General features: G+C 46.3%; 29 protein-coding genes. 12 read left to right on the top strand and 17 right to left on the bottom strand.

Features of this window, described 5'->3' with window-relative positions; all coding sequences use genetic code 11:
* Positions 1-157 precede the first annotated feature (157 nt).
* From CR164_RS13140 to CR164_RS02190, 3 genes are all read left to right on the top strand, one after another.
* Positions 158-454: a hypothetical protein gene (locus CR164_RS13140; RefSeq protein WP_110022264.1), complete on the top strand. Its 297-nt coding sequence runs from the start codon at positions 158-160 to the stop codon at positions 452-454.
* 176 nt (positions 455-630) lie between these two features.
* A complete protein-coding gene (locus tag CR164_RS02195; RefSeq protein ID WP_110022308.1) occupies positions 631-1,662 on the top strand; it encodes a zinc-dependent alcohol dehydrogenase family protein in 1,032 nt (343 codons plus the stop codon).
* A 60-nt stretch (positions 1,663-1,722) separates the two neighbouring features.
* Positions 1,723-1,950, top strand: a complete 228-nt coding sequence (locus CR164_RS02190) for a hypothetical protein (RefSeq protein WP_193525188.1) — start codon at positions 1,723-1,725, stop codon at positions 1,948-1,950.
* Between the two features lie 270 nt (positions 1,951-2,220).
* Here CR164_RS02190 and CR164_RS02185 read toward each other — a convergent pair whose 3' ends face one another.
* From CR164_RS02185 to CR164_RS02175, 3 genes are all read right to left on the bottom strand, one after another.
* A complete protein-coding gene (locus CR164_RS02185) occupies positions 2,221-2,751 on the bottom strand; it encodes a hypothetical protein (protein ID WP_110022263.1) in 531 nt (176 codons plus the stop codon).
* 264 nt (positions 2,752-3,015) lie between these two features.
* Positions 3,016-3,822: a zinc transporter ZupT gene (gene zupT, locus CR164_RS02180; RefSeq protein ID WP_110022262.1), complete on the bottom strand. Its 807-nt coding sequence runs from the start codon at positions 3,820-3,822 to the stop codon at positions 3,016-3,018.
* A gap of 59 nt (positions 3,823-3,881) precedes the next feature.
* Positions 3,882-4,229 (bottom strand): GTPase, encoded by a 348-nt coding sequence (locus CR164_RS02175; RefSeq protein WP_110022307.1) that lies wholly within the window; start codon positions 4,227-4,229, stop codon positions 3,882-3,884.
* Positions 4,230-4,360: 131 nt separating this feature from the next.
* Here CR164_RS02175 and CR164_RS02170 point away from each other — a divergent pair, with 131 nt between their 5' ends.
* The 4 genes from CR164_RS02170 to CR164_RS02155 are packed head-to-tail and all read left to right on the top strand — an operon-like array spanning position 4,361 to position 8,016.
* Positions 4,361-5,023 (top strand): uridine kinase, encoded by a 663-nt coding sequence (locus CR164_RS02170; protein ID WP_110022306.1) that lies wholly within the window; start codon positions 4,361-4,363, stop codon positions 5,021-5,023.
* Between the two features lie 29 nt (positions 5,024-5,052).
* Positions 5,053-7,269, top strand: a complete 2,217-nt coding sequence (locus CR164_RS02165) for a PAS domain S-box protein (RefSeq protein WP_110022261.1) — start codon at positions 5,053-5,055, stop codon at positions 7,267-7,269.
* A 7-nt stretch (positions 7,270-7,276) separates the two neighbouring features.
* Positions 7,277-7,651, top strand: coding sequence for a response regulator (locus tag CR164_RS02160; protein ID WP_110022260.1), 375 nt, complete (start codon positions 7,277-7,279; stop codon positions 7,649-7,651).
* Positions 7,648-8,016, top strand: a complete 369-nt coding sequence (locus CR164_RS02155; RefSeq protein ID WP_110022259.1) for a response regulator transcription factor — start codon at positions 7,648-7,650, stop codon at positions 8,014-8,016. Before CR164_RS02160 ends, CR164_RS02155 begins: the two co-directional genes overlap by 4 nt.
* Before the next feature lie 21 nt (positions 8,017-8,037).
* Here CR164_RS02155 and CR164_RS02150 read toward each other — a convergent pair whose 3' ends face one another.
* The 4 genes from CR164_RS02150 to chlG form a co-directional block, all read right to left on the bottom strand.
* Positions 8,038-8,574: an LOG family protein gene (locus CR164_RS02150; protein ID WP_110022258.1), complete on the bottom strand. Its 537-nt coding sequence runs from the start codon at positions 8,572-8,574 to the stop codon at positions 8,038-8,040.
* 128 nt (positions 8,575-8,702) lie between these two features.
* Positions 8,703-9,332: a glycosyltransferase family 2 protein gene (locus tag CR164_RS02145; RefSeq protein ID WP_110022257.1), complete on the bottom strand. Its 630-nt coding sequence runs from the start codon at positions 9,330-9,332 to the stop codon at positions 8,703-8,705.
* A 16-nt stretch (positions 9,333-9,348) separates the two neighbouring features.
* The gene (locus tag CR164_RS02140) at positions 9,349-9,768 is read right to left on the bottom strand and encodes a secondary thiamine-phosphate synthase enzyme YjbQ (RefSeq protein WP_110022256.1); all 420 of its coding nucleotides are present in this window, start codon (positions 9,766-9,768) and stop codon (positions 9,349-9,351) included.
* A complete protein-coding gene (gene chlG, locus CR164_RS02135; protein WP_110022255.1) occupies positions 9,765-10,766 on the bottom strand; it encodes a chlorophyll synthase ChlG in 1,002 nt (333 codons plus the stop codon). Before chlG ends, CR164_RS02140 begins: the two co-directional genes overlap by 4 nt.
* Positions 10,767-11,006: 240 nt before the next feature.
* Between chlG and CR164_RS12980 the strand changes: the two genes are divergently transcribed.
* Positions 11,007-11,168, top strand: a complete 162-nt coding sequence (locus CR164_RS12980) for a hypothetical protein (protein WP_153303683.1) — start codon at positions 11,007-11,009, stop codon at positions 11,166-11,168.
* 66 nt (positions 11,169-11,234) lie between these two features.
* Here CR164_RS12980 and CR164_RS02130 read toward each other — a convergent pair whose 3' ends face one another.
* The 5 genes from CR164_RS02130 to CR164_RS02110 form a co-directional block, all read right to left on the bottom strand.
* Complete coding sequence (locus CR164_RS02130; RefSeq protein WP_110022254.1) at positions 11,235-11,420, bottom strand: 4Fe-4S binding protein; 186 nt, start codon at positions 11,418-11,420, stop codon at positions 11,235-11,237.
* A 186-nt stretch (positions 11,421-11,606) separates the two neighbouring features.
* A complete protein-coding gene (locus CR164_RS02125) occupies positions 11,607-11,795 on the bottom strand; it encodes a 4Fe-4S binding protein (RefSeq protein WP_110022253.1) in 189 nt (62 codons plus the stop codon).
* 137 nt (positions 11,796-11,932) lie between these two features.
* Positions 11,933-12,892 carry a PhoH family protein gene (locus tag CR164_RS02120; protein ID WP_110022252.1) on the bottom strand — a complete coding sequence of 320 codons (960 nt, stop codon included), beginning with the start codon at positions 12,890-12,892 and terminating at the stop codon, positions 11,933-11,935.
* An 18-nt stretch (positions 12,893-12,910) separates the two neighbouring features.
* A complete protein-coding gene (gene rfaD, locus CR164_RS02115) occupies positions 12,911-13,900 on the bottom strand; it encodes an ADP-glyceromanno-heptose 6-epimerase (RefSeq protein ID WP_110022251.1) in 990 nt (329 codons plus the stop codon).
* A 110-nt stretch (positions 13,901-14,010) separates the two neighbouring features.
* The gene (locus CR164_RS02110; RefSeq protein WP_110022250.1) at positions 14,011-14,433 is read right to left on the bottom strand and encodes an RNA polymerase sigma factor; all 423 of its coding nucleotides are present in this window, start codon (positions 14,431-14,433) and stop codon (positions 14,011-14,013) included.
* Positions 14,434-14,618: 185 nt separating this feature from the next.
* On the opposite strand from CR164_RS02110, the gene hisC reads away from it, so the two are divergent.
* From hisC to CR164_RS02095, 3 genes are read left to right on the top strand one after another with little or no spacing between them, the layout of a single operon-like run.
* The gene (hisC, locus tag CR164_RS02105; RefSeq protein WP_110022249.1) at positions 14,619-15,689 is read left to right on the top strand and encodes a histidinol-phosphate transaminase; all 1,071 of its coding nucleotides are present in this window, start codon (positions 14,619-14,621) and stop codon (positions 15,687-15,689) included.
* Positions 15,686-16,258, top strand: coding sequence for an RNA methyltransferase (locus CR164_RS02100; protein WP_110022248.1), 573 nt, complete (start codon positions 15,686-15,688; stop codon positions 16,256-16,258). Before hisC ends, CR164_RS02100 begins: the two co-directional genes overlap by 4 nt.
* 12 nt (positions 16,259-16,270) lie before the next feature.
* A complete protein-coding gene (locus CR164_RS02095; protein ID WP_110022247.1) occupies positions 16,271-17,086 on the top strand; it encodes an alpha/beta fold hydrolase in 816 nt (271 codons plus the stop codon).
* Here CR164_RS02095 and pth read toward each other — a convergent pair.
* Positions 17,083-17,652, bottom strand: a complete 570-nt coding sequence (gene pth, locus CR164_RS02090) for an aminoacyl-tRNA hydrolase (protein WP_110022246.1) — start codon at positions 17,650-17,652, stop codon at positions 17,083-17,085. The two genes, CR164_RS02095 and pth, sit on opposite strands and share 4 nt — an antisense overlap.
* A gap of 250 nt (positions 17,653-17,902) precedes the next feature.
* Here pth and CR164_RS02085 point away from each other — a divergent pair, with 250 nt between their 5' ends.
* Positions 17,903-19,045 carry an aminotransferase-like domain-containing protein gene (locus tag CR164_RS02085; RefSeq protein ID WP_338053112.1) on the top strand — a complete coding sequence of 381 codons (1,143 nt, stop codon included), beginning with the start codon at positions 17,903-17,905 and terminating at the stop codon, positions 19,043-19,045.
* Here CR164_RS02085 and CR164_RS02080 read toward each other — a convergent pair.
* Genes CR164_RS02080 through CR164_RS02065 form a run of 4 tightly spaced genes read right to left on the bottom strand, consistent with a single transcriptional unit; the run spans position 19,029 to position 23,008 of the window.
* The gene (locus CR164_RS02080) at positions 19,029-19,466 is read right to left on the bottom strand and encodes an ACT domain-containing protein (RefSeq protein WP_110022244.1); all 438 of its coding nucleotides are present in this window, start codon (positions 19,464-19,466) and stop codon (positions 19,029-19,031) included. The two genes, CR164_RS02085 and CR164_RS02080, sit on opposite strands and share 17 nt — an antisense overlap.
* 12 nt (positions 19,467-19,478) lie before the next feature.
* Positions 19,479-20,777, bottom strand: coding sequence for a phenylacetate--CoA ligase family protein (locus tag CR164_RS02075; RefSeq protein ID WP_110022243.1), 1,299 nt, complete (start codon positions 20,775-20,777; stop codon positions 19,479-19,481).
* Between the two features lie 22 nt (positions 20,778-20,799).
* Positions 20,800-21,390 carry an indolepyruvate oxidoreductase subunit beta gene (locus tag CR164_RS02070; protein ID WP_110022242.1) on the bottom strand — a complete coding sequence of 197 codons (591 nt, stop codon included), beginning with the start codon at positions 21,388-21,390 and terminating at the stop codon, positions 20,800-20,802.
* Between the two features lie 13 nt (positions 21,391-21,403).
* A complete protein-coding gene (locus CR164_RS02065) occupies positions 21,404-23,008 on the bottom strand; it encodes a thiamine pyrophosphate-dependent enzyme (protein ID WP_110022241.1) in 1,605 nt (534 codons plus the stop codon).
* Positions 23,009-23,161: the final 153 nt, after the last annotated feature.

Raw genomic sequence — 23,161 nt, 5'->3', positions numbered from 1 at the left:
AATCAGCTTTCCATTAAATTCCAGGGAAGAGTACCTTTATGAAGAATGGCTGTTTACACAGTTTTCTGAACAGACCCCTGGAGACAACAGTTGTGACAAAAGCTGTATGGTTCGCTATTTTTGCTGTCTTTTATCGCTAATAAACAACGTCCCCTAAATGAAAGAGATCAGAACAAGTAGTCTCCACAGCCTTTTTGTTTTTGGGTTGCCGATTATCATCACAGCCATATATACAAAGGTTGAGAATAGTATTGGGCCTGTTGTTTTCGTTTATTCCATTGTCGGAGGTATTCTATTTGGGCTCACGTGGATTAAAACACTTATAAAAAAGTTGAACAGAGTTGTAGGATTAATAATCGGTATCCCGATTATGATAGTTGGTATTGTGCTTCTGTTCAACTTTTTCATTTGGGTCAGCTGGATAATGGGAGAAATGGACTACAGTTTATTGTGAAGTTGAGGCAATGAAAGAACAAGGAGTTCGGGAGGACGGCTCGATTCGATAAAAAACGCCTTTTTCAAAAGAAGGTACGGTCGGTGTTGTTCGTTTTTTACTCTTCGCAGATTAGTCAATGTTGTCGTTTCTCTAAAAAGAGGTTATTGGAAATGAGAACGAATCTTGATCTTGTCATGAAAGCTCAGGTTATAGAATGCATCACAGATCTATCGGAGAACACTGAACCGTTGAGCATGGTTGACATGCCGGTTCCGGAACCGGGGGCGGGTGAGGTGTTGCTGAAGGTGAGGACGTGCGGGGTGTGTCATACGGAGCTTGATGAGATAGAAGGGAGGACGCCACCGGCTTTTTTCCCGATTGTTCCGGGGCATCAGGTTGTGAGTGAGGTTGTTGCTCAGGGTGCCGGGGTGAGTGAACTCGAGATTGGCAGCAGGGTAGGGGTGGCGTGGATTTATTCAGCTTGCGGTGAATGTGAGCTGTGCCTTGACGGGAAGGAAAATCTCTGCAAGGACTTTCGTGCGACCGGTCGGGATGCTCATGGCGGGTATGCGGAATACATGGTTGTTCCGGCAGTTTATGCTTACCCTCTTCCGGAAATTTTTTCAGATGCCGAAGCTGCTCCTTTGCTGTGTGCGGGAGCGGTCGGATATCGTTCGTTGAAACTCCTGAATCTGCAGAACGGACAGGCGGCGGGGCTAACCGGTTTCGGCGCGTCGGCTCATCTTGTTTTGAAGTTGATGCGGTTTCTCTATCCCGATTCAGCGGTTCACGTTTTCGCGAGGAGCCCGCAAGAACGCGAATTTGCCCTCTCGCTTGGCGCTGAATGGGCAGGTGATACGGCCGATACATCGCCGGAACCGCTTGCAGGGATTATCGATACAACACCTGTCTGGCTTCCGGTACTTTCTGCAATGGAGAACCTCAAACCTTCCGGCCGTCTGGTGATAAACGCGATCCGAAAAGAGTCGAAAGATCAGGATGTTCTTATGCGGCTTGATTACGCAAGGCATCTCTGGATGGAAAAAGAGATGAAAAGCGTTGCCAATGTCACGGCAGGCGATGTAAGAGAGTTTCTGGCCATAGCGGAAAAGATGAAAATGAGGCCGGAAGTACAGCTTTATCCTTTCGAAGAAGCCAACAAGGCGCTCACGGACATCAAGCGGCGGAGGATCAAAGGGGCGAAGGTTCTGCAGGTTAACTGTTAAGGCAAAACAGATCCCCGGTCAAGCCCGGTATTCAATCTCCCCCAAAGTCATGCCGCACAGGTGGCGGGATCACGCAATACCTTTTTCCGATGCTGGTTTGCAAAAAAACTGCAGGGACGTGAACGGGAAAGAGGAATCATGGGAATTCTCCGGGTCAAACTGGCTGCGAAACTGCTGGTGATCGCCTGGACGGTGATGAAGAAGAAAGAGAGGTTTGCCTATGAACAACTGCTGACAAACGGCTGTACTGGTATGTATTCGGCGGGAGGAACCCGTAAACAACGTTGAGGTACGAACCTCGTGTAGGACTATTTGGGCCTCTCACTCGAATCCCGGAATCTGGATAAAGGATGCTTGACAGCCGTTCATCAGCATGTCGCATACCCGATAACGATAAGGTTCGAGATTCTGCAACAGTGAGCAATCCGCAGTTCTAATTCATGCTTTTCGAAGTTCGTGGCGGGTGTATTTTTGAACGTCAGATGTTTGTTTTTGGTGGTTTATTGAAAGCAAACAGGTTACAAAATAAGTTGTAATTGGTTGTTTGGCGTAAGATTCTTATAGGTCTTTAGCCGCATTTTCGATTGACGTTGTTGGTTTATAAATGACGATTACTCGAGTTATCATTCCTGGAATATGCGCGTGCCTTAGGTTTATTGTGGTTTTTGGTAGCTCCCAAAAAACAACCTGACTATCTTCTTTATAAGAAGGAGGGCCATATTTCTCCGTAAGTAGTTTCTTTAAAGTAGAGAACGTTGCTGCATTTTCACTGGCGTTCTTCTCTTCCACGCATTTAAGATTGACTTGGTATAACTTTTGCCTTGTTTCATCAAAGAGGAATGTCGCATTGAATTTTTTTATGCCAATTTGAATCGCATTAATTTTAACCATGCCTAATCCTGTCTCGAATTTCTCAGGATTCTCTAGTTTTTCAGCTCTAGGTGCTTCTGCATTAACTACCTCATTAGGAGTCATACCCCATGTTGTTTTGCCGTAACCCGCAATATTTTTTGGATCACCAGCCCCCTTGGCAATTTCAGCACTCAACAAAATAATTGTCAATAGAACTGCGACGGTATTTCTCAGCATTGTTTTTTCCTTTGTGTTTGCACATCACCACCTGTCATCTATACAAAATGTTTTTTTATTATTACTTATAATTACGCTACCTCTGTCGAAAAAAACAAGCATATTGGCGAGAGACTGCTGAGGGCATAGCTATTCATTGTGATGAGCGGTTCAGGTGCGAGGCGAACGGAGCCGGAGAATCCCGCAGTGTGCAGGAGTAAATCAGGATTCTGAGCACCGCTCAACGACGCGATTGAATCGCGGAATAAATAAAAGAGGGGAGCCTTATATCAAAAGCAGCAGGCTCACGGCCATCACGGCCATGCCGATGACGAGTCCTGATATGGCCAGGTGGTGTTCTCCGTATTCCTCGGCTGTCGGCAGCAGTTCGTCGAGCGAGATATACACCATGATACCGGCTACTCCGGCAAGTACAAGGCTGAAGACAAGCGGTGTGAGGAATGGCTGCAGCAGAAGATAGCCGATAATGGCTCCGAGGGGTTCAGCCAGGCCGGAAAGAAAAGAATAGCTGAATGCTTTACCTTTGCTTTTTGTGGCAAAATAAACCGGTACAGCGACGGCCATGCCTTCAGGAATATTGTGTAACGCAATGGTGACGGCTATCACGATACCGAGGCTCTGGTCGGAAAGGGCGCTGAAGAAAACCGCAAGACCTTCCGGAAAATTGTGAATGGCAATGGCAATGGCTGTGAAAATACCCATTCGGTAGAGCTTGCTTTCGTCAGGCTTGTCGCTTTCGATAGTGCCCACAAGTGATGTTTCATGCGGATTTCCAAAATGTGGCATCAACTGGTCAATGATCCAGATCAGGGTGATTCCTCCGAAGAACGCCGCGGTCGTGATCCATGCCGCTTTCCTTTCAGACACTTCTTCGAGAATCGAAGCCTGGGCTTCCGGCAATATTTCCGCGAAAGAAACATAGAGCATAATTCCGGCAGAGAAGCCGAGGGCAAACGTCAGGAACCTTTTGTTCGTGTGATGGACGGTCAACGCGAGGACACTGCCGATACCGGTCGAAAGTCCGGCAAGCAGTGTCAATGTCAAGGCAGGAATCATGTCGGCAGTGATCATGATGCGTGGCTTTGAATTATTTTATTGATGAAGATTTTTCTTCGGTTCACTTGCCGATGTTAACCGGCTGCTTTTTCTTCAATCGTTTTTATCAGTGTCTCCACGTCCGGTATGGCGTCGATCTCTTCCTTGGCAAGGAGAACTTCAAGCGTGTCATTTCGCTGCAGAACAACCGGGTAGTCGAATTCCTTTCCGTACTTTTTCTTGAATTCATCTCTGTGAAGAAACTCCATTTCGGTATCCGAGTTTTCCCTGAAATCCTTCCATATCTGTTTTTCGGTAAAGGTGTCATGCGTCAGGCTGCATAAGCCGCACTGGTAGGTTTCTGGGCTGAAAAGCTTGTGGCCTATATCGAAAAGACCGCTTACCGGTCCGCTGTCGGCATTGTATACAAAGACAAGTTTCATGATCGGTCGCTCATTGGTGAGGTTATTCATAAACGTAAAGTTTTGATAATAACAACGTAAAGTAATAATTTTTAACATGTGAAATGATTTTGCCGTCGTTTGGTTTGCGGCTTCATTTAACCCCCACTCCCATGCTCAATGATATTTTGCTTATTGGCGAAAAGCATAAAAAAGCCGCTGAATCGATAGCCGAAAGGGTTCTTGTTGAAAAAGAGGCAAAAGAAGAAGAACAGCCGGGGTACCGGTTCATTGTCGCTATTTCCGGTGAATCGGGAGCGGGCAAGTCGGAACTTTCACATTCCCTTGCAACGGTGCTTAAAAAGGAGGGTATTCGGGTCAAGATTCTGCATACCGATAACTATTACCTTATCGAGCCTCTGAAAAGAAGGGCGTTCAGGGAGCTGAACAACTTTGAGGATATTGGCCCTCAGGAATACGATCGTGAGCAACTGCAGCGGAATATCGCGGATTTTCGGAAGGGTCATACGGCAGCGGATATGCCCTGTATAGACATCATTACCGAGAAAGTGGATCGTCTGGTTACCGATTTCAGTGATATCGACTTGCTTATTATCGACGGTCTCTATGCAATCGCCACTGAAGGCATTGATCTTGGAGTGTATATCGATCTTACATACAAAGAAACAAAAAAGAACCAGATGCTTCGTGGCAAGGAATTGACCGATGACCATCGTTGGAAAGTGCTTGAAAAAGAGCATCAGAGCGCAACCGAATTGCGCCGTTTGGCCAATACTTTTGTCAGCCGGGAGTATAAGGTTCTGTTTCGCGATTGAGGATTGTGTAAGAAACGTGATTCAAGATCATGGAATCTCCCATTGAAAAAGCAGTTGTACTCATTGTTGATGACAGTGCAATGATGCGAACGTTGACTTCTCATGTCGTTGAACGTCTTGGATACAAGCCTTTGAGCGTTTCGAACGGTGATGAAGCCATAGAGCGGGTTTCGACTGGTCGCTGTGACGTTCTTCTGCTCGATATCAGCATGCCCGGAAAGAGCGGTATGGAGGTTCTCAGATATATTGTGGAAAATGATTATCGTCTGCCGGTGATTATGATTTCCGGTTCCGGAGACATAGACCAGGCTGTTCAATGTATCAAAATGGGGGCGTATGAGTATCTGACGAAACCTATCGACAACAGCCGTCTCGAAATTACTTTGAAGAATGCTCTTTCCGAATCGATGTTAAAGCAAAGGGTGAGGCTTCTTACAACCGCTATGGAGCAGAGCCCTGTTTCCGTCGCCATTACCGATATCAAGGGGAAGATAGAGTATATCAATCCGGCTTTTTCCAGAATTTCCGGTTACTCCATGGACGAAGTTTTAGGTAAGAGGATCAGTATTCTCAAATCAGGTGAGCATTCGGACGCTTTTTACAAAAACCTTTGGGAAACTGTTTCCCGTGGTGAGGTCTGGCAGGGTGAGTTTCTTAACAGAAAGAAAAACGGTGAACTGCTTTGGGAGCAGGCTGTCATTAGCCCTATTAAAAATAACATGCATGATATTTCCCACTTCCTTGCCCTTAAAGAAGACATTACAGAAAAGAAGAAGAGCAGGGAAGCACTCGCTGAAAGTGAACAGAGGTTCAGAGAGCTTTCGGACCTTTTGCCTCAACCCGTATTTGAAACCAATAAAGACGGTTATATCACCTATTTCAACCGCGCCGGTTATTCTGTGTTTGGCTATAAGCAAAGTGACCTCCGTGATGGTCTGGAGGTTATGCGTATGTATGCTCCGGGAGAGAGGGCGAAAGTCAGAAAGAATATCAAGGTGAGGCTGGAGGGGAGGAAAGTTGAAAACCATGAATACACAGCCCAAAGAAAGAATGGCACCATATTTCCTGCTCTGGTATACTATGCTCCCATTTTTAAAAAGGAAAGCTTTGAAGGATTGAGGGGGATAGTCCTCGATATTACCAGACGAAAACAGGCTGAGAAAACTCTTCTGGATAACCAGAAAAAGTACAGGAACCTTTTTCATGCAATTCCTGATCCTGTCATCGTCGCCGATGCCGATACCGGTGCTATTGTTCAATGGAACAGGAGGGCGTTGTCTTTTTTTGGTTACAAGTCTGTAGAGCTTTCATCTATGATGATGGCTTCGCTCTATCCTGAAAATGTTCGTGATAAGCCCCCTGCTTTTTTTCGAAAACAAGGTCAAATTAAAGGGGGATCGGTTGAGACGAAAATTCTGACGAAAAACGGTTTTCTCGTTGATGTTGCTGTTAACAGCGCTTTTTTTGAAACGGCAGGGCAAAAAAAGGTTTTCGGTATATTCCGAGATATTTCCGAACAGAAAAAATCCGAGCAGCTTATCAGGGAAAACATTCGGCTGAAAAATGATTTCATTGCGAACGTCTCTCATGAACTCAGATCACCCCTGTTCTCAATTCTTGGATTTACCTCGACCCTGCTTCGGGACAGAGATGAGCTGGATCATGAGACAATAGGTGAGTTTCTCGGGATTATTCACGAGGAAAGCCGGAGACTTTCTTCGCTTATTGAAGATGTGCTTACCATTTCCAGGATAGATTCCGGAAAAGTCGCTTATAAGAAAAGTGCTCTCGACCCGGCAGCGATCATCGATAGTGCCTGTAAAAGCCTGAAAATCCGGGCGGATGAGAGACATATCGAGCTTTTTCTTGACCTTTACGGGAGCAATTTGCTGGTATATGCCGATCCTGATGCTTTGAAGCAGGTGGCGGTTAATCTTATCAGTAATGCGATAAAGTTTACCAGTGAAGGAGGAAAAGTCAGTGTAACCCTTTCGAAAAATCACGATACCATGGTTCTCGCGGTTGATGATAACGGTTCCGGTATTCCTGAGAAAGACCTCGATAGGATATTTGAAAAGTTCTATCGCGTCGAAAGGCCCGGTGAAGAAATCGAGGGGACTGGACTTGGATTGCCGATTGTCAAAGAAATAATTCTTGCGCATAACGGAAGTATTGATGTGAAAAGCCGAAACGGTTTTGGATCGACCTTCTTTGTCCGTTTACCGCTGTACCGTCCTGAAAATTGATAGTACTATGAAGCATAACGGACAATCAATACTTGTGGTTGATGATCAATCAAGTACGAGAAGACTGATCAGTTATTCTTTGCAGAAAGCAGGCTATAGGGTTATCGAAGCCGTGAACGGTAAAGAGGCCTTGGAACAGTGTTTCCGGTCAGTGCCGGATCTTATTCTCTGCGATATCATGATGCCTGAAATGAATGGTTTTGAGTTCCGTGAAAAATTGCTTCAAAACGAACGGTTCCGCTCCGTCCCTTTTGTGTTTCTTTCGGCAAGGGCGCAGACTGAAGAGCTGTCCGAGGCTAAAAGGCTTTATCCTCAGGGGTATATTACCAAACCGGTTGAACCGGAGATTATTGTTGAAACTGTAAAGAACCATTTGAAATGAAACAATCTCGTATTCTTGTCGTCGATGATTCTCCAAGTATCCGGCGCCTTCTTTCTCACAACCTTGGAAAAAAGTTCAAGGTGCTGCTTGCTGAAAATGCGCAGGATGCTCTGAACCTGCTGGATCAGGGTCAGATGCCCGACCTGATGATTGTTGACGTGGCAATGCCGGGAATGGACGGTTTTTCTTTCGTTGACCGGATCAGGCAGGATTCTGTCTATAATGCTATTCCTCTTATCATGCTCACGGCAAGGGACAAGAGCGGCGACAAAGAAAAAGGATTGAAGCTCGGGGCAGATGATTACCTTACCAAACCTTTCGATATCGATGAACTCGGTGAAAGAATAGAACGTTTGCTTGCATGAACTCTTTTGCACAGAGGGCGCTTAACCAAGATTTTCGATGATTTCTTCAACTGTGTTGCATACCCGGTAAAGCTTGCTATGATCCGGTTTCACAAGGTTTTGTGCAGCAAGTACATCAAAGAATTGCAGCAGAGGGTTCCAGAAACCATCTATGTTGAAGAGTGAGATGGGTTTATCGTGATGGCCCAGATTGCGCCATGTAATAACTTCGACAAGTTCATCGAGTGTGCCGAATCCTCCAGGTAAAACAATGAAAGCGTCAGCCCATTCTGCAAGCTTCATTTTTCTTTCATGCATTGTTTCGACGATGTGGAGTTCGGTGATGTCATAATGGGCGATTTCTTTTTCTTCGAGGAAACGCGGAATAATCCCCCGGACAGTTCCACCATTCTGCATAACGGCATTTGCAATGCATCCCATCAGTCCGACATTTCCTCCTCCGAAAACAAGAGAGATATCTCGCTCGGCAAGACTTCTTCCGAGTTCCGATGCGGCTTCGAAGTACTGCTTCGGTGAATGGTTGCTTGAACTGCAGTATACGGTAACGGATTTTGGCATAAGACGTGGCTATTGAATACTGTGTGTTGTTTCTATGCTTCTTTCTCTCTTTTCTTCGATTCGTGGCTTTTTGGTTGCAAGTATGCTGGCGTGATGGCCTTATTGAGCAACTCAGCGTTCAGCACTGTCTAACGGTTTCGTGTAATGCTGTCGTCAGAGCGTTCATAGACATAGGTTTTCGGTTCGACCAGTTTCTTTACGGAAAACCGCTCCGAAGCACGTTTCCAGAAATCGGTATCCTCGGCATAGTCGAGATTTTCGAACCCGCCAAGAGAGAAAAAAAGATTTCTTTTTCCAAAAAGAGTTGCCCCTAAAATGCATTTCTGAATATGAATGGTTCTTTCCGGATGATAACAATCGGTTACATAAACGTCATCATCTCCACAAAATCCTCCTGAAATCAGGTCTGTGTCAGGGTGTTTTTCAAGATATATAAAGCGTGATTCAAGGTGTTCCGGCAAGTAGTGATCATCACTGTCGAGAAAAGTTATATAGCGGCCGAATGATGCCTGAATACCGGCATTTCTTGAAATGGCCGGTTTACGGTTCGAGTGTTTCATGTAACGAATGGTCTGATATTGCTTCATGAACTCGGAAATGCGTTCAAAGGTCTTATCTGTACTGCCGTCATCGACGACTATGAGCTCCCAGTTTGTGAATGTCTGGGCTATGACGCTCTGAACCGCGCGTACAAGGCGTGTTTCTCGGTTGTAGGTTGGCAATATAACCGAAATGGTGGGGTAGAGAGTGAAGTTCATGTTTTCTTGTTTGGAATTATTGTTCCCCCATGATCTGTATAAACACTTCGCGATCCCTAGGGCGGTTGTCGTGATCGATATAAACAACCTGTTGCCATGTTCCCCGTACAAGTTTTCCTTTACTGACAGGCATGGTTATTCCCGGTCCCATAAGCGATGCTCTCATGTGCGAAAAACCATTGTCGTCTCCCCATGTTTCAGAGTGGCGACTGCGTTCTCTACTGGAAACAAGTTGCTCAAGTTTTTCTTTGAAGTCTTCAACGAGGGCCGGTTCGAATTCCATGGTGGTTATCGACGCGGTCGAGCCTATTGCCGAGATGTTGGCAATCCCTTCCCTGATACCGGATTCGTCGATAACATTTTCAACGTTATTCGTCAGATCGATGATGTCAGAGAAGCCTTTTGTCGTGATGTGTATGGTTTTTGAACAGATCATAACCTGAAATTTTTGATTGCAAGAGCGCATACAAGCATTCCTGCAACCAGAAAATTCTGGGCGATCGCATTGTAGCGCACATCCATTGTTTTCGGTGATCTTACAAGGCTGAACTGCAGATAAAACTGGGGGATGATGAGCAGGGTTACAATCAGTGCAAAAGAAGGCTGATCCAGCATGAGCATATAGGCTGCTGCCATCAATTGTCCAATATTGATAAGGATTGCGGCAATTATTGCGGCTTTCCTGTCCCCAAATGCAACAGGTAGAGTCCTGATTCCTATTTGGCGGTCGCCTTCAGCTGATTTGAAATCATTGATTGTCATGGTTCCGGTACTCGATATGGTGAAAAGAGTTGCGACAATCAGTGAGGGAGAAAGGGACTGTAACGTGAATTCAGGATTGTAAGCTATCTCTCCGGCAATCCATGGTATAACGAGGTATGAGACTGCAACGATAATGTTGCCGGCCCAGAGCCTTTTTTTGAGCTTGATGGGATTTGCACTGTAGAGGTGTGCATTGACGATTCCTATAACGACATACAGAGCGATAAGCGGGTGTATCAGATAGCCGACAACAACGGAGAGAATCGACCACGTCGCTATGAGTATCGTTGCGTTTCTGAGTGATATTTCTCCACCTGGGATAGGGCGCCATGGTTCGTTGATTTCATCGAGGTCACGATCGAAATAATCATTGAGCATCTGGCAGGTTCCACTGGCGAGCGGACCGGTAAGCAGCATGCCCAACAGGAACTTGATTCCTATAATATCTTGCCAGCCGAAAGCGCCGCTGGCTACTGCACCACATAAAAAGCTCCAGATTACCGGAATCCAGGTGACAGGTTTCAGAAACCGGATAAGAAGAACGATGTTGGGTAGGTGTTCAGCCGATCTTTTTCCAGGGGCAACTACCTTACGGACATTAAGGGATGGTTCCTGCCGTGCGTCGTTTCCTTGCGGATTGGTTGAACTTTTTTTGAGGAAAGAATCGCTCACCCCGGCGTTGTTTTTTTGTTGTCGGTAAAGAAGCCCGGAAAAATAACACGTAAAGCTACAGAACCAAACTGCATATCACAAATTCTGCCTGTATTTTCTGAAAAGGATGACGCTGTTTTTTTGAACACGGTGTTTTTGCGGGTGGATTACAACAGCAAAGAACAAGGGTATAATTTTGAACAGGGAGAGTGAGGTGTAATTATTTGTCGCAGTTATAATTACAGGAATTTTACTGAAGCGATGAGTGCCGTTGTTTTTGGCGCGACTATTCGGCTCGATTCTGCACAAGAGAGTGGGCGTGTTCTGGAAAACGGTCCTATGGGGCCGGTACCAAATTCAGGGGACGGTATTCCTGATGGTAGTGGTATTGATGCTCCGAATGGGCCGAATAAAAGGAGGTAAACAAAAAAAGCGGCATGCAAGTTGACGTGCCGCTTTTTGTCTATGAGCAAAACGTAATAATAATACTTATCCCTGTACGATGCATTCCGCAGGGCAAACAGCTACACAAGACTGCTCGTCAAGACCTTCACATTCATTACATAGGTTCGGGTCGATAATATAAATATCGTCGCCGGCTGAGATAGCATTTACCGGGCATTCCGGCTCACAGGCTGCACAATAGGTGCATTCTTCGGTAATGTAAAGTGCCATGTTACTTCCTCGCTTAAGAGTTACAAGAAAAGATTAATTGAAAAAAAGAACTCTATCAGTAAAACAGGAAGTTAATATAAAACTTTTTTCCTCCTGACAAAACCTGTTAACGGTCTATCGGAAAGAGGCTGATTTCTTTTCCGGAAAACGGTTTAGGTAGTGTATTTCTTTGTTATGGAAAGTGTTTTATACCTTGAAGATACAGTCGACTGGACAAACCACGACGCAGGCTGCTTCGTCGAAATAACCTTCACAGTCAACGCATACGCTTTCATCGATGATATAGATGTCGTCGCCGGCAGAAATAGCGTTGACCGGGCATTCCGGCTCACAAGCTGCACAATAGGTGCACTCTTCAGTAATTCGATGTGCCATGATGGTATGTTTTTTTGTTGTAAAAGCAGTGTTACCAGAGGGGATCACCAATCCTTCCACGCCCTTGAAAGCTTAACAGTGATAGGTCGGACATAGTTCCGCAATTGTCATTTCGGACGTTGAAGCGTTCACCGGTCCTATTTTTCCTCATCCTGTTCGTAGGCTTCGATAATATTGCGAACGAGGCGGTGGCGGACAACGTCTGATTTGTCGAGAAACACGAAACTTATTCCGGAAATTCCCTGAAGTATTGTCCGGGCATTTGTGAGACCCGATTCGACCTTGTTTGGAAGATCTATCTGGGTTACATCTCCCGTGATGATGGCTCTCGAGTTGATGCCGAGCCTTGTCAGACACATTTTCATCTGCTTGTTTGACGCGTTCTGCGCTTCGTCAAGGATAATGAAAGAGTTGTTAAGCGTCCGGCCTCTCATATACGCAAGTGGAACGATTTCGATAATTCTCTGCTCTGTTAACGCTCTGAGTTTTTCTGCGGTCAGCATATCCTGCAGGGCATCATAGAGGGGACGCAGGTAAGGATCGATTTTCTGTGCAAGGTCTCCCGGCAAGAACCCAAGGCTCTCACCGGCTTCAACGGCCGGTCTTGCAAGAACGATTCTTTTGACCTGTTTTTTTTTCCAGGCTGAAACGGCTATTGCTACCGCTGTATAGGTTTTGCCTGTTCCTGCAGGACCGATAGCGAACACAATATCGTTTTGTTTTGCTTCGGAAACCATTCTGCGCTGCCCGTTCGTTTTTGCTTTTACTACATAATCCTTTGTAGCGACAATTGTATCACTGTCGGTGGATAGAGAATTTTTGCTCGAGGGAGGAGGAGTGAATGCGAGACTGAGCAGGGCATTGAGGTCATTTTCCTGTATTTCTCCATGCTGGTCGGCCAGAAATTTCATTTCACCGAAAATCTGTTCCAGAAGTTTTACTTCATTTTCTTCTCCTTTGATCAGCAGCTTGTTTCCACGAGCCGTCAGTTTTGTCTCTGGAAATTCTTCCCGGATCTTTTTGAGCCAAGTATCATGGGGTCCAAAGACAATGACGGGTTCGATGCCCTTGAACTCTATGGATTTTTCTTTAAGCAAGAGGTTTTGGTTTTGTCATTAGGGATTTTGATTGTCGAAATAGGGGGAATCACTATCAAGATAGTTGTTTACATAATCTTTGACACCCTCTTCAAGGCTGGTCAATGGCTGTGTGTAGCCGTATGATCTCAGTTTGCTGATTTCTGCCTGAGTGAAGTACTGGTACTTGTCACGAAGTGTTTCGGGCATGGGTGTGTACTGAATTTTCGATTCAAGTCCTAAAGCAGAAAAGGTCGCTTTTACAAGGTCGTTGAAGCTTCTTGCCTGTCCGGTTCCCACGTTGAAAACGCCATGTATCGTTTGGTTTTCAATAAGCCACGATATAAGGGCAGTACAGTCTTTTACATAGATAAAATCTCTCATCTGCTCTCCATGAGGGTAATCGTCCCGGTGGGATTCGAAAAGCTGAACAGTGCCGGTTTCCTTTATCTGTTGAAAAGCTTTGAAAACGACACTGCACATGTCGGTTTTATGGTATTCATTCGGGCCGAACACATTGAAAAATTTCAAGCCTACAGCTTGCTTGAGAATACCTGTTTTCAAAGCCCAGAGATCGAACAACTGTTTCGAGTAGCCGTACATATTAAGCGGTCTGAGACGCTTGAGATTCTCTTCTTCGTCATTATAGCCTCTGCGACCGTCTCCGTAAGTGGCCGCGCTCGACGCGTAGATAAAACGGATCTTTCGTGAAGCGCAAAGCATGGCAAGTTCTTTCGAGTAATTGTAGTTGTTTGCCATGAGAAGCGATGCATCCGTTTCCGTCGTGGCACTGATTGCTCCCATGTGGATAACAGTACTGATTTCTGGAAGCCTGTTATCGGCAAGCCATGAAATAAACTCGTTTTTATGTATGAAGTCGGTGAAAGAAAGGCCGGAAAGGTTTTTCCATTTTCCGGTAGCGGTTGAACCGAGATCATCGACAACGATGATGTCAGTTGTGCCATGTTTGTTGAGTTCCCAGAGCATTGCGCTGCCTATGAATCCAGCTCCTCCGGTAATAACTATCATGTAGGGATTGTGTGGGTTTTGTATTTATTCTTAGTAATAAATATAAATCCATGGTTTGGAAAACAAAAGGCCGTTACTGTTCAAACGGCCTTTTGCGAGATGAGAGCAGGTTATGCCGAAGCTTTCAGCAAGCAGTCTTTAACGAGAAATTTGCGCCCCCAGAAGAGCCAATGCCGTATAGTCTCGACAGGGCGGTCCATGATTTCGGATATCTGTCGGTGTTTCAAGCCCGATATTTCATATAACAGGACGGAAAGCTTAACATCTGCAGCCCTTCGTCTCAGCTTTCCAAGAACAGATTTTGTTGTTCCGTTTCCGTTTTCGTCTATGCCGAGTTCCGTATCCTGCCCATAACGATCGATGTAGCAACTTCTGAACACTTTCAGGAGATCGGTTTCGCGAGTACTGATGTCAGCATTGAGATACGTTCTGTTCACGAGTTCGTCCGAAGCTTTTTCACTGCCTGTCATCCAATAGGCAAGGCTATATATATCGTTCAGTATGTCTAAAGGTGTTTTGTTTATCCTGATCATTGTTGCCTCCTTTAAATAGGATTAATTTTATCCTTTTTTAAGTTATGAAAAAAAAACAATAAGTCAACCTTTTTTTGGATCAGGTCGGGAAAAAAAGGATATTCACGAACATAAGGCTGGACAAAAAACAGTATTTTATCGTTTAGCACGAGGTGCTAAGCTGCATATAAATTGCTTGAGTGTTTATGGATAAAGATCTATCTCGACTGCTGAACCCTGCATTGCAGCATATCGGGGCATACAAGGTTGAAGGCGGACAGCAGGCCGATGTCAAATTGAATCAGAATGAAAGCCCCTTCGATCTGCCGGTACTGATGAAGGAGGCTATACTCGATGAATTCAAGCAGGAGGCTTGGAACCGCTATCCGGATATTCTGCCATTCAGGGGAATTCAGGCTTATGCGAACTTTGTGGGTGTTCCTTCCGAATCTGTGATGATGAGTAACGGGTCCAACGAAATGCTGTATACCATTTTTCTTGCTTGTCTTTCCAAAGGCAGAAAAGTGGTGATTCCCATACCGTCTTTTTCTCTTTATGAAAAACTTGCAATTTTGCTTCAGTCACAGGTTGTCGCTGTTCCGATGCATGAAGATCTTGCTTTCGACGTTCCTGAAATCATTCGCAGAGCAAGGGACGAAAAAGCGGGCTTTGTCGTCCTTTCCACCCCCAACAATCCAACCAGCAGGTCTTTGTCGCTTGAAGAAATACGTATGATAGCCAGTGAGGTTGACGCCATTGTGCTTGTTGACGAGGCCTATGTTGAATTTTCGCGGGAAGAATCAGCCATTGCATTGCTGGAAGAAACGCCCAATCTTATTGTTTTGAGGACAATGTCCAAGGCTCTTGCTCTTGCAGGAATGAGGATAGGTTTTGCGATGGCAAATCCTGAGCTGATGGCTCAGATAGCAAAGCCGAAAATACCGTTTACTTCGAGTCGTCTGGCTGAAATTACCCTTACCCATGTGCTTGATAATTATCATCTCGTCGAAGAGGCGGTAAGCTATATTCTCAATGAACGTGTTCGTATGTCTGAAGCCTTGAGAAAAATAAATGGAATAAGAGTGTTCGAAAGTGACGCAAACTTTATTATTATAAGAGTTTCAGATGCACAAAAGGTTTTTTCCTACCTTGCAGGGCAAGGTATCCTTGTACGAAATGTTTCGGGCTATCCACTGATGGAAAACTGTCTTCGTTTCAATATAGGACTGAGGCAGGAAAACGATCTTCTTCTTGAAAAACTTCTGGCGCTTCAATGACGACATTGTTCAGAAAATTGCGAAGTGACGAAATGGCTCGCCTCGGTGTCGATGAGTATGCCAGAGTGGAAAAACATCCTGTTACTGTTTTGCTTCACAACATACGCAGTATGTATAATGTAGGTTCGGTTTTTCGTACCGCTGATGCTGCGGGTATAGCAAAGGTTATCATAACAGGTTACACTGCGACACCGCCCAGAAAAGAGATCGATAAAACTGCCTTGGGGGCTCAAGAAAGTGTGCCTTGGGAATATTTCTCTCATCCGAAAGAGATTCTGGAAAAATTGAAGAATCAGGGCGTAACGATATGCGGGCTTGAAATTACCGAGAACAGTATGCGTTATACCGACATCTGCAAGCAAGATTTCCCGTTGTGCCTGATTCTCGGCAATGAGGTTGATGGTATTGACAGTGATGTTCTGCAATTTTGCGACCATGTGCTAGAAATTCCCCAGTATGGGACAAAACATTCTCTTAACGTTTCAGTTGCTGCGGGAATCGCTCTTTATGAAATGGTAAGGATATTCCGTCAAGAAACAATCGTCTCCGGCATTCATGGAAATTTTTAAGTTTTAGCGTTAATGTTGCATTACAGGACGTACAGGCTGTCGGAAACGGATCCATGGGTGGTATTTGTTCACGGGGCGGGAGGAAGCTCTTCAATATGGTTTCTTCAGGTCAAGGAATTCAGGAAACATTTCAACATTTTGATGGTCGACCTGCGAGGGCATGGAAAGTCGAAGGGGGCGCCGGTTTCGCAGAAAAGGAAGTATAGTTTTGAAGATATCACCCTCGACATCTTTGAAGTGCTTGACTACCTCAAAATAGAAAGAGCGCACTTTATCGGAGTTTCACTCGGTACCATATTGATTCGCCAGATCAGCGAATTGGCTCCTGAAAGGGTATGTTCAATGGTGATGGCTGGAGCGATCATACGGCTTAATGTCAGGGCAAGGTTTTTGGTGGGTCTCGGCAATACTTTCAAACGTTTTGTGCCCTATATGTGGCTGTACAGTTTTTTTGCCTGGATCATCATGCCGAGGGCAAGGCACAAGAAGTCGAGATTGCTGTTTGTCAGCGAGGCAAAAAAAGTCGCGCAGAAAGAGTTTATGCGGTGGTTCAAGCTGACCTATGAGCTGAATCCACTGCTTAAATATTTCGAAGAAAAGGATACGAGAATTCCTACGCTTTATCTGAGCGGAGAAGAGGATTACATGTTTCTGCCGGCTGTCGAGTATATTGTACAGAGGCACGATAATTCCTCTCTCGGGATTATCAGGAATTCAGGTCATGTATGCAATGTCGATCAGCCTAAAGATTTCAATGCAAGAGCGATAGCTTTTATGCAGAGCAATTCGGCGTGTTCGCGGTTCATCGAAGCAAGTGTCGCTGTTTAGATACTTTTTCTGTTGAAATGGGTCATGGCATGTTCTATACCGTGCTGCACGAAATCAAGGGCGGCATCAGCACTTGCAGGGATTATTTTGTCGATGATTTTTCGATCTTCCTCACTGAATCTCCCAAGCACGAATGACGAATAGGAGCCTGTCGGTCGGTCCATGCCTATGCCGACGCGTAGACGGGCGAAATCTTCTCTTCCAAGGCACTGGATAATGTGTTTGAGTCCGTTCTGGCCTCCTGCGGAGCCTTTTGCCCTCAACCGTATCGAACCGAGAGGAATATTGAGGTCGTCACAGATAACGAGAACATCCCCGATACCGATTTTATAGAAGTTCATTGCGGCAACTACAGCGTGGCCCGAAAGGTTCATGTATGTCATCGGTTTGAGCAGGAGCACCGGTTCGCCCCGATGGGATATTTTTGCATAGTGAAAATTACCCTTTCCGGAAGTAAAGCCGGTCTGAAGTGTTCGGGCCATTTCATCAATGATTTCGAACCCTATGTTGTGGCGGGTGTTTTCATGCCTTTTTTCGGGATTTCCCAGTCCGGCGATAAGCTTCATGACAATGTTTTTATTGATGTTGCGGATCTGTCATGAACATAAGTGATAAGGATTATAATAGCAAAAACCATGTACCGCATGGTGCAGGCGGAGCGTTACTGTGCTTGTGGCAAAGCACTGAAGGTTTATTTTTTGTATTTGTGGATAGACCTGTACCTTCCTGTTCTTTTCAAACCTGTAACTTTTTTTATTGATGCCACGTTTTTCTTCTTCGATATCTTCGCTGCGTTCGTCAGAAATCCGCGATTTGATGAAACTGGTGACCCGGCCGGGAATTATTTCTTTTGCCGGGGGCATGCCCGATAACGATTTGTTTCCCATCTCTGAGGTTGACGAGTTGTTTGGTCGGCTCGATGTTTTGAAAAAACAACAGGCGTTTCAGTACGGTCCAACGCCCGGGCTGCCCTCACTTTTGGAATCTCTCGGTGAATTTCTTGCTGCCAGGGGGTTGCCGACCGAGCGTGAACGGCTCATGATTACCACGGGATCGCAGCAGGCGATCAGTATTCTTGCTCGTGCTTTTCTCGATCCGGGAGACCGGGTGCTGGTTGAAAATCCATGTTTTATCGGAGCACTTTCGGCATTCAAGTCATGCCAGGCCGAGTTGACCGGACTTTCAGTTGATAAGGAGGGGATCAGTATCGGAGACCTTGACGTAGAAGCGAACAGTACAGATCCCGCAAAGTTGTTGTATATCACTCCGTATTTTCACAATCCCGGGGGAATACTATATTCCATGGAGCGCAAGCGTCGTCTTGTTGAAACTCTCGCCTGGAAGGATATTGTGCTGATCGAAGACGACGCTTATGGTGAGCTGTATTTTTATGAAGAAGATAAACCGCATCTGAAACCGATCAAGGCGGAAAATCCCGAAGGCCTCGATGTGTGTTACACCGGTTCATTTTCGAAAATACTGGGACCAGGTCTGCGTTTGGGCTGGTTGCTCGCTTCGGAGGAGATTTATGAGCGTTGTGAATTGATCAAACAATCATACGATGCTTGTTCTCCGAGTTTTACACAGGTTATTGCCGATGAATTTATCCGCTCCGGGCAGATTTTCCCTTACATGGAACGAGTTCGCACGGAGTACCGGAAACGGGCATTGCTGATGGGAGATATTCTTGAGGCGACGTTGCCGACCGATGTTGCCTGGACAAGACCCCGGGGAGGGTTTTATATCTGGCTTGCACTGCCGGAGCATATCGATGCATCAGAAGTTCTGGAGTTGTCTCTTGAGGATGGAGTGGTTTTTGTGATCGGAAAGACTTTCGATCCACAAGGACGCCGGAACAATACACTTCGTTTGTCTTATTGTAACACAGACGCCAGTCAGATTGAACGTGGAATACCGATTATAGCCAGTGCGATCAAAAAGGTTATGAATCGTTATTGAGGTTTTGGTTTGTTCCGGGTTGCAGGAATTGGTGTTCGTGTTGTTGGAGAACGTTTATAATTTTTTCAAGAGAATCTGCTCTGATGACGACAACAGCACTATTGCCTGTAGCGTAGGCGTACATGTAGTCGATGGCGACACCATTATCGGAAAGAATACGGAGCGCTTTATGAAGTCCTCCCGGATTGTGAGGAACAATGAGGCATACGACATCGGTGATTTTGACGGCGAAGCCATTTGCCTTCAGCACGTTTTCGGCAAGGTCAGGATCGCTCGTTATCATGCGAAGTATCCCGAAATCGGTTGAATCCGCGATGCTGAATGCGCTGATATTGATGTTGTGTTCGGCTAATATGCCGGTGATTTCGGTTAACCGTCCGATCTTGTTTTCGAGAAATACGGAGAGTTGTTTGATGATCATGAGTGATGTCGATTAAAGTTTTCGATTGTCGATGACCCGCTGTGCCTTCCCGGCGCTGCGCTCGATGGTACGTGGTTCAACGAGCTTGATGCGGGCACTGATGCCAAGGGTGCTCTGGATGTTGTGAAGGATACGCTTCTGCAAGTCTTCGAGTTCTCCGATTTCGTCACTGAAAAACTGGTCTTCAACCTCCACCTGTATTTCAAGCGTATCGAGATTGTTTACCCGGTCGACGATAAGAATATAGTGCGGCTTTGTTTCATTCATTTCCAGCAGGACAGATTCAACTTGTGAGGGAAAGACGTTGACGCCGCGGATGATGAGCATATCGTCGGAACGGCCAACACATTTTTCCATGCGCACGAGTGTTCTGCCACAGCTGCAGGTGTCAACATGCAGCCTGGTGAGGTCACGGGTTCGATAACGCAAGAGCGGCAGGGCTTCTTTCGTGACAGGGGTGAACACGAGTTCTCCAAGCTCACCATATGGTAGGATTTCTCCAGTGTCGGGATTGATGATTTCGGGTATGAAATGGTCTTCAAAGATATGCATGCCATGGTGGGCGGAGCACTCCATTGAAACTCCGGGGCCGATGATCTCGCTGAGACCGTAAATATCGAAAGCCTTGATTCCCAAAAGATCCTCGATTTCCTTACGCATTTCTTCTGTCCAGGGTTCGGCTCCGAAAATTCCTGCCGTGAGGCGGAAGTTTTTGCGGTCTATTTCGGCCTCGTTGATAGCTTCGCCGAGAAAGGAGGCATAGGACGGCGTACAGGCAAGTACAGTAGAACCGAAATCCTGCATGAGCTGAAGCTGTTTTTTTGTGTTTCCACCGGAAATCGGGATCACCGAAGCTCCGACTTTTTCCGCTCCGTAATGGAGCCCGAGTCCGCCGGTAAAAAGTCCGTAACCATAGGCTACCTGAATAATGTCATCCCGGGTCACTCCTGCCATGCTCAGTGAGCGGGCAACGACTTCACTCCATGTCTGAATATCACGATGAGTATAGCCGACAACAGTGGGTTTGCCTGTTGTACCGCTGGACGCGTGCAGCCGTACGATATCCTGTTGCGGAACGCTGAAGAGTCCGAAAGGGTAGTTATCGCGAAGGTCCTGTTTCGTAGTGAACGGCAGATGCTTCAGGTCGTCTATCGTTCTGATTGCTCCCGGTTCGATACCGGCATTCTGCAGTTTCTGGCGGTAAAACGGGACATTGTGGTAGACCAGTTCCACCATGTTCTGTAGCCGTTCGCCTTGCAGCGACCGCATTTCCTCACGGTCCATGCATTCTATGTGCTTGTTCCAAATCATGTATCCAGTTCTATACGTTTTTTTACTTCAGTACCTTGCTTTTCTCAGACAGTGAACGCCCTTTTCTGAATGCTTTAACGTTCAGGTCGGCGACTTCTTTTCCTTTTGGCTCGAAAAGTAGTCTGACTCCTTCCTCAATCAGATTCTCTTCGATGCATGTCCATGGTGAGGCTGCGCCAAGCACGATCATGTTGGCTGTTTTGGGATTTCCGATTTCGGCGGCAAGCGCAGCCGCATTGACCAGAAGATGCTGGCCGGTTTTTCGGATCTGTTCGGTGATTTTCTCCATATCCGGGTAATTCGGTATGTTTTTAACCGGATCGATCGAGGAAACGATCATGCCATTCTCCGAGAGCCATGGCAGGTGACGAAGCGCTTCCATTGGTTCGACCGAGAGAATGAGGTCTGCCTGTCCCAGTGGAATGAGGTCTGAATAGATGGCGGTATCGGAGATTCTAAGATGTGACTGTACTGCACCACCCCGTTGACTCATGCCGTGTACTTCTGCCTGCTTGATATTGAGTTCGCTTTTTACGGCGGCAAGATCGATGACGGTGGCTATGCTGAGAATCCCCTGACCTCCCACGCCTGCGAGGATAATGTTTTTCTTCATGACTATCCTGGTTCTAATGCTGCTCTTTTTGTCGGTCGCTGCGTCTTTTGCGTGCCGCTGTTTCGATACATTCGCGGTGGAAAATGACAATGGACACGCCATTGTAGGCCAGTTCCGCTTCAAGGGCAGCGATGTTTTCTTCGAGATTTTTTTTCAGAGGTACAAGTATTCGAATGTGTTGTTCTTCAACGCCGATACCTTTGCAAATGGCGTGCAGCCGTCCGGTGGCCGAAGAATCCTGGCCTCCGGTCATGGCGGTGGTGTCATTATCGGCAATGATGATGGTGATGCCATTGCGATCATTGACTGCATCGAGAAGGCCGGTGATGCCTGAGTGAGTGAATGTCGAATCGCCGATTACCGCAACGGCGGGCAGCATTCCTGCATCGGCAGCGCCTTTTGCCATGGTTATCGCAGCACCCATATCGACACAGGTATGAATGGCGTTGAACGGTGGTAATGCTCCAAGCGTATAGCAGCCGATATCGGAGAAAACCTGATGATATGGCTGTTTCTGCATGGCCGCATTTATAGCGTCGAACATGTCCCGATGACCGCAGCCTTTGCAGAGTTCAGGGGGCCGTTCGGTAACGACTGCAGGGATGTCGAACGTTTTTTTATGAGCAATGCCGAGTGCACTGGCAATGAGGGACGCATCGAGCTCTCCGGATCGGGGTAAAGCACCGTCAAGGCGTCCGCTGAGTTTGGGATTGCCGGAAAGACCGCGAAGATATTCTTCTGCAAACGGGTAGCCTTCTTCTGCGATGAGGACGCTCTCGCAGTGATTGATAAAGACTTTCAGCATTTCTTCAGGCAGAGGATATTGCCCGATTTTGAGTACCGGTATCGAGAGATCATGGGTTTCACGAACTTCCATTACATAGTTGAAGGCTATCCCAAAAGCTATGACGCCTTTTTTCCCAGGGCCTTCGATGAGTTTGTTGAGAGAGGAATGTTCAGAGCGATGTTTTAACGCTGGTTGTATGTCAAGAAGCTTCTGATACTGGATACGTGCATTTGAAGGAATCAGAACGAAACGGTTGGGATCGGTTTCCGGTTGCAAAACGTTTTGCGGGCTGGAACGGCGTCGGACGATATTGGAGCGGGAGTGTGACAGGCGTGTCGTCAAACGCAGAAGAACCGGGAGGCCGAGTTCTTCTGAAAGTTGAAATGCATCGGCTGTGGTGTCGTATAGTTCCTGTTGGGATGCCGGTTCGAGAACCGGGATCATGGCGAATTTGCCATAAATTCTGCTGTCCTGTTCATTCTGTGATGAATGCATCGACGGATCATCCGCAACAGCGATGACCAGTCCGCCGTTCACACCGGTCAAGGCTGCATTGATAAAAGGGTCTGCCGCTACGTTGAGCCCTACATGCTTCATGCAGCAAAGGGATCGTTTTCCGGCGAATGACATACCGAGTGCCGCTTCGAGTGCGGTTTTTTCGTTCGCAGACCATGACGACCGGACAGTGTGTTTTTTTGCTTCAGGGGAGCGCTGAATGAATTCGGTGATTTCCGTCGAGGGAGTGCCAGGGTAAGCGTAAACTCCGGAGATGCCTGCATCAAGAGCTGCTGCACCGATTGCTTCCGCTCCAAGCAAAAGATTGTTTTTCATGGATGTTTCTACATTCTCTGATTACATGCTAAAAGCTGAATGTAATAAATGTGATATAAAGTGCGAGAGGTTAAAGGCAAGGAGTGGTATTGTGTTTCATAAAAAAGGAAGGCCCCGATTCTTCGAGGCCTCCTCTGTTTTTTGTTACTTGCG

It is taken from the genome of Prosthecochloris marina (genome assembly GCF_003182595.1).
GTDB classification, from domain to species: Bacteria; Bacteroidota; Chlorobiia; order Chlorobiales; family Chlorobiaceae; genus Prosthecochloris; species Prosthecochloris marina.
The sequence above is the reverse complement of the archived record's forward strand: the minus strand, read 5'-3'. Positions and strand labels throughout refer to the sequence as shown.